The 7721-nt window shown below is 75.0% G+C and carries 8 protein-coding genes; 7 read left to right on the top strand and 1 reads right to left on the bottom strand.

Features of this window, described 5'->3' with window-relative positions; all coding sequences use genetic code 11:
- The 6 genes from AC1DUQ_RS13600 to AC1DUQ_RS13575 form a co-directional block, all read left to right on the top strand.
- The coding region (locus AC1DUQ_RS13600) for a glycerophosphoryl diester phosphodiesterase membrane domain-containing protein (RefSeq protein ID WP_477073963.1) at positions 1 to 922 on the top strand (922 nt) is incomplete at its 5' end.
- On the top strand, positions 919 to 1587 hold the full coding sequence (locus AC1DUQ_RS13595; RefSeq protein ID WP_477063039.1) for a DUF4129 domain-containing protein: 669 nt from the start codon (positions 919 to 921) through the stop codon (positions 1585 to 1587). The genes AC1DUQ_RS13600 and AC1DUQ_RS13595, both read left to right, overlap by 4 nt.
- Positions 1584 to 2792 (top strand): DUF4350 domain-containing protein, encoded by a 1209-nt coding sequence (locus AC1DUQ_RS13590; RefSeq protein ID WP_477073962.1) that lies wholly within the window; start codon positions 1584 to 1586, stop codon positions 2790 to 2792. The genes AC1DUQ_RS13595 and AC1DUQ_RS13590 overlap by 4 nt, the downstream gene beginning before the upstream one ends.
- Before the next feature lie 44 nt (positions 2793 to 2836).
- Entirely contained in the window at positions 2837 to 3799 is a 963-nt protein-coding gene (locus tag AC1DUQ_RS13585; RefSeq protein WP_156387991.1) for an AAA family ATPase, read from the top strand.
- A gap of 1 nt (position 3800) precedes the next feature.
- The gene (locus AC1DUQ_RS13580) at positions 3801 to 5093 is read left to right on the top strand and encodes a DUF58 domain-containing protein (protein ID WP_477063041.1); all 1293 of its coding nucleotides are present in this window, start codon (positions 3801 to 3803) and stop codon (positions 5091 to 5093) included.
- A gap of 33 nt (positions 5094 to 5126) precedes the next feature.
- On the top strand, positions 5127 to 6290 hold the full coding sequence (locus tag AC1DUQ_RS13575) for a winged helix DNA-binding domain-containing protein (RefSeq protein WP_477073961.1): 1164 nt from the start codon (positions 5127 to 5129) through the stop codon (positions 6288 to 6290).
- Here the strand turns inward: AC1DUQ_RS13575 and AC1DUQ_RS13570 are convergent, their stop codons facing one another.
- A complete protein-coding gene (locus tag AC1DUQ_RS13570; RefSeq protein WP_477073960.1) occupies positions 6291 to 7280 on the bottom strand; it encodes a stage II sporulation protein M in 990 nt (329 codons plus the stop codon). It lies immediately after the preceding gene.
- A gap of 50 nt (positions 7281 to 7330) precedes the next feature.
- Between AC1DUQ_RS13570 and AC1DUQ_RS13565 the strand changes: the two genes are divergently transcribed.
- Positions 7331 to 7721 (top strand): RDD family protein (locus tag AC1DUQ_RS13565; protein ID WP_477073959.1); only part of this gene is annotated, 391 nt, incomplete at its 3' end.

Here is a 7721-nt window from a genome sequence, read left to right as displayed (position 1 = left end):
GCCCGGGATCATCCCGCTGCGACCGCTCGGGATGGGCGAGATCTACGACGGCGCCTTCCGAGCGGTCCGTGCGAACCCCCGCGTCATGTTCGGGCTCGCCGCGCTCGTGGTGACCCTCGCCGTCACGATCCAGTCGATCATCCAGTGGTACGTCACCGGTCTCGTCGCGCCGCAGCTGTCCGACCTGTCGAGCGAGGTGGACCCGTCCGGGCAGATGGGGTTCGCCGAGCAGATGGGCTCGTCCGCGGGCCTGCTCATCTCCACCCCCGTCACCGCGCTCGCCACGACGATCCTCACCGGGCTGCTCATCGTGTCGGTGAGCCGCTCCGTGCTCGGCCAGGTGGCCACCGTCGGCGAGGTCCTGCGCTCGTGGCGCGTCTGGCTCGTGGTCGGCTTCACGTTCCTGAGCGGGGTCGCCGTCCTCGTCGTGGCATCGGTGCTGACCACGGGCGTCGTGCTCCTCGCGGTGAACGACCAGATCGGGCCGGCAGTGCTCCTCGGCCTGGCCGGGGGGCTCGCGTTCGTGGTCGCCGCCGTCTGGTTCTCCACCCGGACGCTGCTGGTGCCCCCGGCGCTGATGCTCGAGGGCAAGAAGTTCTGGCCCACGATCGCGCGTGCGTGGCGCCTGACGCGCGGCAGCTTCTGGCGACTGTTCGGCATCTACCTGCTGACCAGCATCCTGGCCGGGATCATCGCGCAGATCATCGTCTTCCCGGCCACCCTGATCGCCCAGCTCGTCCTGCGCGACCCCACCGCGACGTCGTTCGGCTCCTTCGTCGTGATCGGGATCGCCAACGTCATCGCCTCGACCCTCTCGACCACGTTCGTGTCGTCGGTCGTCGCCCTGCTCTACATCGACGTGCGCATGCGCCGGGAGGGCCTGGACGTGGAGCTCGCCCGCGCCGCGGAGAGCACGGCGTGATCCTGCCTGCCCGGGTGGCGGTCGGCGTCCCGGTCGAGCCGGACGCCGCGACCGGGCGGCGCTGGGCGACCGAGGAGCTGCTCGACCCCGTCTACCACCAGCAGCGCTCGCTGCTCAGCCGGCTGTGGGACTGGCTGGCGGAGCAGCTGGCCGGGTTGCGCACCCCGGCCGCGATCGATCCCATCGCGGTGCTGGTCGTCGTCGGCATCATCGTCGCCGTCGTGGTGGTCGCGTTCCTCGTCGCGGGCCCGGTGCGCGTCTCGCGGCGCGGCTCGTCGGACCGCCGGGTCCTGGACCACGACGACGCGCGGACGGCCGAGGAGATCCGGGCCGCCGCCGACGCCGCGGCGTCCCGAGGAGACTGGGCGCTCGCGGTGCTGGAGCGCTACCGGACGATCGTGCGCGGGCTCGAGGAGCGCACCGTCCTGGAGGAACGGGTGGCCCGGACGGCGCACGAGGCCGCGCTGGCCGCCGCCGCACGGTTGCCGTCGCTCGGCGACGACCTCGTCGCGGCCGGACGAACGTTCGACGACGTGGCGTACGGCGACGAGCCGGCCACGGCCGACGACGAGCGCCGGCTGCGGGAGCTCGACGGTCGCGTCCGGGACACCCGTCCGACGACCACCTCCGGCGTGGCCGACCTCGCCGTGGCGGCGCCCCGATGAGCGCACCCACCGTGACCACGGCGCACGCACCGGTGGTCGGTGACGGCACGTCGGTCCGCAGCCGGTCGGCCCGGCGCTGGCGGCGGGCGCGGTGGTGGCTCGCCCTGCTCGGGCTCGTCGTGGTGGCCGGCATCCTGTCCGCCCTGCCCGAGCCGCGCACGTCGACGCTCACCCTCGCCCCGGACAACCCCGGTGACCTCGGCGCGCGCGCAGCCGCGCAGATCCTCGGGCGGCAGGGCGTCGACGTCCGGTACGTGCGCCACATCGCGGAGGTCCGGTCCCTCGCGGTCCCCGGCTCGACGGTGCTCGTCGTGGGCGACTACCTGCTCGACGCGGACCAGATCGACGTGCTCGACGCCACCGGCGCCGACCTGGTGGTGGTCGACGCAGGGTGGGCCCTCGGGCTGCTGACTGACACGATCGCGGGCGGCGGGGGCACCGGGGGCGAGCCCGAGGTCCGCTCGGCGGAGTGCGACGACCCGGACGCGGTAGCGGCGGGATCCGTCACCGCGCGGGGCTCGCTGCTGGCCACCGGGCCGGGCGCGGTCGTCTGCTTCCCCGCTCCCGGGACGGACACCGACCTCGGCGGCGCGTACGCGGTGACCGAGTCGGACGGGCGCCGGATCGTCGCGCTCGCCGACGTCGCGCCCCTGACCAACCAGCACCTCGCCGAGCAGGGCAACGCCGCCCTCGTGCTGCGAGCGCTCGGCCGGCACGAGCAGCTCGTCTGGTACATCCCCTCGCTCGACGACGTCGGCGCGGGCGACGGGTCCGCCGACGCCRCCCCCGGCCAGCTCCTGCCCCCGGTCGTCCCGATCCTGGCGCTGCAGCTCCTGCTCGTCGTCGTCGTGGCCGCTCTGTGGCGCGGGCGGCGGCTCGGGCGGCTGGTGACCGAGCGGCTGCCTGTGGTCGTCCGCTCCGGCGAGACGACCCGCGGTCGCGGCCGGCTGTACCGACGGTCCCGGTCCTACGGTCATGCGGCCGCCGCCCTGCGGGCCGGCACAGCCGCGCGCAGCGCCACCCGGCTCGGGCTGCCCCGCTCCGCGCCGGCCCCCGTGGTCGTCGACGCCGTCGCGCGCGCCACGAGCCGCCCGGCACCGACCGTCGAGGCCCTGCTGTACGGACCCCCACCGACCGACGACCGCGGGCTGGCCCAGCTGGCCCGTGACCTGGACCATCTCGAGAGCGAGGTTCACCGAACGTGAGCGACCAGAGTCCCTCCTGGGGAACGACCGCACCCACCGCCCAGCTGCACCACCCGTCCGAGGAGCTGCGGGCCGCCCTGGGCACCGTGCGCGCCGAGGTGGCCAAGGCGGTCGTCGGGCAGGACGCGGCCGTCAGCGGTCTCGTCATCGCGCTGCTCTGCCGCGGCCACGTGCTGCTCGAGGGGGTGCCGGGGGTCGCCAAGACGCTCCTCGTGCGCGCGCTCTCGGCGGCGCTCGACCTGCAGACCAAGCGCGTCCAGTTCACCCCGGACCTCATGCCCGGCGACGTGACCGGCTCGCTGGTGTACGACGCCCGCACCGCCGAGTTCTCGTTCCGCGAGGGTCCGGTGTTCACCAACCTGCTGCTCGCCGACGAGATCAACCGGACGCCGCCGAAGACGCAGGCGTCGCTGCTCGAGGCCATGGAGGAGCGTCAGGTGTCGATCGACGGCACCCCGCGCCCCCTGCCCGACCCGTTCCTGGTCATCGCGACGCAGAACCCGGTCGAGTACGAAGGCACGTACACGCTCCCCGAGGCGCAGCTCGACCGGTTCCTGCTCAAGCTCGTCCTCCCGCTGCCCGAGCGCGACGAGGAGATCGAGGTGCTGAGCCGGCACGCCGCCGGCTTCGACCCACGCGACCTCGCCGGTGCCGGCCTGCGCCCCGTGGCGACGGCGGACATGCTCGCTCGCGCACGGGCCGAGGTGGCGCGCGTGCAGGTGGCCCCCGAGGTGCTCGGCTACGCGGTCGACGTCTGCCGGGCCACCCGCCGGTCGCCGTCGCTCTCGCTGGGCGTCTCCCCCCGTGGCGCGACCGCGCTGCTTGCCACGTCGCGCGCGTGGGCGTGGCTGTCCGGCCGGGGCTACGTGACGCCCGACGACGTCAAGGCCCTCGCCCACCCGACCCTGCGGCACCGGGTCCAGCTGCGCCCCGAGGCCGAGCTCGAGGGCGTCAGCACGGAGAGCGTGCTGGACACGGTGCTCGCGTCCGTGGCCGTCCCCCGCTGACGTGGCCGTCACCTGGCGCGCGGTCGTCCTGGCCGCGCTCGGGCTCCCGGTGGTGTTCCTCGTGCCCGCCACCGGGACCGTGCTGCTGTGGGCGCTGCTCGTCGTGGTCGCCTGCGCGGTGGACGTCGCGCTGGCCGCCTCGCCCCGGGAGGTCGCGGTCCGGCGGGACGTCCCGGCGTCGGTCCGCCTGACGGAGCCGTCGTCGTCGACGCTGACCCTGTCCCACCTGGGCCGGCGCCGGCTGCGCGGCGTCGTGCGCGACGCGTGGCCGCCGTCGACGGGCGCGCAGGTCGACCGGCACCCGCTGGACGTCGCGCCGGGCGACGGCGCCCGCGTCCGCACCGTCCTGGTCCCCACGCGGCGCGGCGACGCGCACGCCGACCGCGTCACGATCCGCACCCTCGGCCCGCTCCGGCTGGCGGGAAGGCAGGCCTCGCTCACCGTGCCGGGACGGCTCCGTGTGCTGCCTGAGTTCGCGTCGCGGCGGCACCTGCCCAGCCGGCTCGCGCGCCTGCGGGAGCTGGACGGACGGGCGGCGGTGCAGGTGCGTGGTCCGGGCACGGAGTTCGACTCCCTGCGCGAGTACGTGATCGGTGACGACGTGCGCTCGATCGACTGGCGCGCGACGGCCCGGCGCTCGGACGTCGTGGTGCGCACGTGGCGTCCGGAGCGCGACCGGCGCGTGCTCATCGTGCTCGACACGGGCCGCACGTCCGCGGTCCGCGTGCTCGACGCCCCGCGGCTGGACGCGTCCATCGAGGCCGCCCTGCTGCTCGCCGCCCTGGCGACCAAGGCGGGCGACCGCGTCGAGCTCCTCGTCTTCGACCGCAAGGTCCGCGGCCGGGTGGCCAGTGCGACCGGTGCCCGCGTCATGGCCCAGTTCGCCGACACGTTGGCGCTCGCCGAGCCGGCGCTCGTGGAGACCGACTGGCCCGGGGTCGTGGCGCAGGTCCGCCAGCGGCTCAGCCAGCGGGCGCTGGTGGTGCTCCTGACCGCCCTCGACCCGGCGGCGGTCGAGCAGGGTCTGCTCGGCGTGGCCGGCCAGCTGACGGAGCGGCACCAGGTGGTGCTCGCGTCGGTCTCGGACCCCGAGGTCGACACCCTGCGCACGTCCCGCGACGGCGCCGCGGCGGTGTTCGACGCCGCGGCGGCCGAGCGCGTCGGGCTGGAGCGCGCCGCCGTGTCCGTGCGGCTGCGCCAGCGCGGTGCGGAGGTGGTCGACGCCCTGCCCGACGACCTCGCACCTCGCCTCGCGGACACCTACCTGGCCCTGAAGGCGGCGGGTCGGCTCTGAGGGCTGTGGGCACCGCCAGGTAGGTTCCGAACCGTGCCCGACCTGCTCACCCGCGCCCACCTGAACCGTGCGCTGCTCGCGCGCCAGCACCTGCTCGCGCGCCGCCCCGGTCCCGCGATCGAGGTCGTGGACCACCTGGTGGGCCTTCAGGCGCAGAACGCGTGGTCGCCGTACGTCGGACTCTGGAGCCGGGTCGAGGGGTTCCGCACCGACGAGATCGGTGCCGCGTTCTGGGACCGTTCCGTCGCCCGGATCGCGGTGATGCGCAGCACGATCCATCTCGTCACGGGGGCGGACGCGCTGCTGCTGCCCGGCCTGATCGCCCCGCTGCACGCCAAGGACCTCCGGGTCAACGCGCAGCACGGTGCCGCGCTGCGCACGCTCGACGTCGCCGAGGTCACAGCCGCGGCCCGCGCGCTCGTCGAGGAGGAGCCCCGGGTGACCACCGCGCTGGGCAGCCTCCTCGCACAGCGGTGGCCGGACGTCGCACCGAGCACGCTGGCCTACGCCGCGCGCGGGACCCTTCCCCTGGTCCAGGTGCCACCCCGGGGCGTGTGGGGACGGTCGGGAGCGACCACCTGGACCACCGCGTGGGCGTGGCTGGGGCCGGAGCTCACCGCCGCGGCACCCGACCTGACCGACCCGCAGGTGCTCGCCGCCGAGCAGGAGCGGTTCGTGCGCCGCTACCTCGCCGCGTTCGGCCCGGCCTCCGTCGCGGACCTGCAGAGCTGGAGCGGGCTCACCGGGATGCGCGCCGTGGTGGACCGCCTCGACCTCGTCCGGTACCGCGCCGAGCCGTCGCCGGGGGCGGTCCGCGAGCGCGAGGTGCTCGACCTGCCGGGTGCCCCGCTGCCGGACCCGGACGTGCCGGCACCCCCGCGCTTCCTGGCGGACTACGACAACGTGCTGCTGGGCCACGCCGACCGGACCCGGATCATCTCGGCCGAGCACCGCCCGTACCTGGCCAGCCCGAACGGCGTGGTGCCGGCCACCTTCCTGCTCGACGGCCGGGTCGCGGGGACGTGGGACGTGCCGCGCGACCGCCGGAGCGGCGGCACGGTCACGCTCACCGTGCGACCGTTCGCCCGCCCGACAGCGACCCAGCGCGAGGAGCTTCAGGTCGAGGCCGAGGGTCTGGTCGAGCTCATGGCTGCCGAGGCGGACGAGCGCCGGGTCGTCGTGGTCGACCCGGGCTAGTCAGCCGGCGGTCGCCAGCACGTAGCCCGCGCGGTCCGCCTCGAGGTCACCGGTGTGCCCCGCCCGGACGGCCCGCCGGCCGAGGACCAGCGTGTAGGCCCAGAAGGCCGTCAGGGCGACGACGCCGATGCCCACCTTGACGGCCCACGGCAGGCCCGAGCCGGTGACGAACCCCTCGACCAGGCCGGAGACCGCGAGCACACCCACCAGGCCGATCGCCACGGTGAACAGCGCGCGGGCCTCCTGCGCCAGTGCGTGCCCGCGCGTCCGGGGTCCCGGGTCGATCCAGGTCCAGAAGATGCGCAGCCCCGCGGCGCCCGCGACGAACACCGCGGTGAGCTCGAGCAGCCCGTGCGGTGCGATGAGCTGCAGGAACACGTCGAGCTCCCCGTACGACGCCATCATGCCGCCGGCGGCCCCCACGTTGATCGCGTTGGAGACCTGGAAGTACACCGGCCCGATGCCGGTGATGCCGGTCGCGATGCAGACGGCGGTCAGCCACGCGTTGTTGGTCCACACCATCGCCGCGAACCCCGCGCCCGGCGTGTAGTACTCCGCGAACGACTGCTCGACGTACTGCTCACGCTGGCTCGGGGTGCCCATCGACGCGAGGGCCTCGGGCTGCGTGGCCACCCAGACCCCCGCGGTGATGCTCAGCACGAGGAACGCCACCATGACGGCGACCGTCCACCACCGGATGCGGTACAGGGCCGCGGGCAGCGCGACCATCACGAACGCGGTGACGTCGCGCCAGCTGGGCTCGTGCGTGCCGGCGATCGCGGCGCGTGCACGCCCGACGAGCATCGACAGCCGGGTCACCATCTCGGGGTCGGGCGCGGCCGACCGGACGGACGACAGGTCGGTGGCGACCGCCTGGTAGAGCCGCACCAGCTCGTCGGCCTCGGCACCCGTGCGGCRCCGCTGACGCACCAGCGCGTCCAGCCGTGCCCAGTCGGCCGAGCGTGCCCGCTCGAAGGCGTCGAGATCCATGCCGCACAGCCTGCCATCCCCGGGGTGCGGCAGCGGCTAACCTGCCCACCATGGACGGCATCATCACGGGCGAGGGTGTCGTCCTCGACGCACGCCCGACCTCCGCGGCCACCCGCCTGCTCGCCGCGCTCCTGGATCTCCTGCTGCTCGCCGTCGTCGGCGTGGTGCTCCTCATCGCGCTGGGCGCGGTCTCCGGGGGGGTGTCCGAGGAGGTCGGCCGCATCGCCGCCATCGTCCTGGTCGCCACCATCACGGTGGTGGTCCCCACGACGGTCGACACGCTGACCCGCGGCCGCTCGCTCGGCAAGCTCGCGACGGGCATCCGCATCGTGCGCGACGACGGCGGTCCGCTGGTGTTCCGGCAGGCCCTGGTGCGGGCGCTCGTCGGCTTCGTGGAGCTCTGGCTCACCCTCGGCACGGTCGCGCTGATCACCTCGATCG

It is taken from the genome of Cellulomonas sp. P4_B5_2 (genome assembly GCF_056402235.1).
Note: the sequence above shows the minus strand (reverse complement) of the source record. Positions and strands in the feature narration are given on the sequence as shown.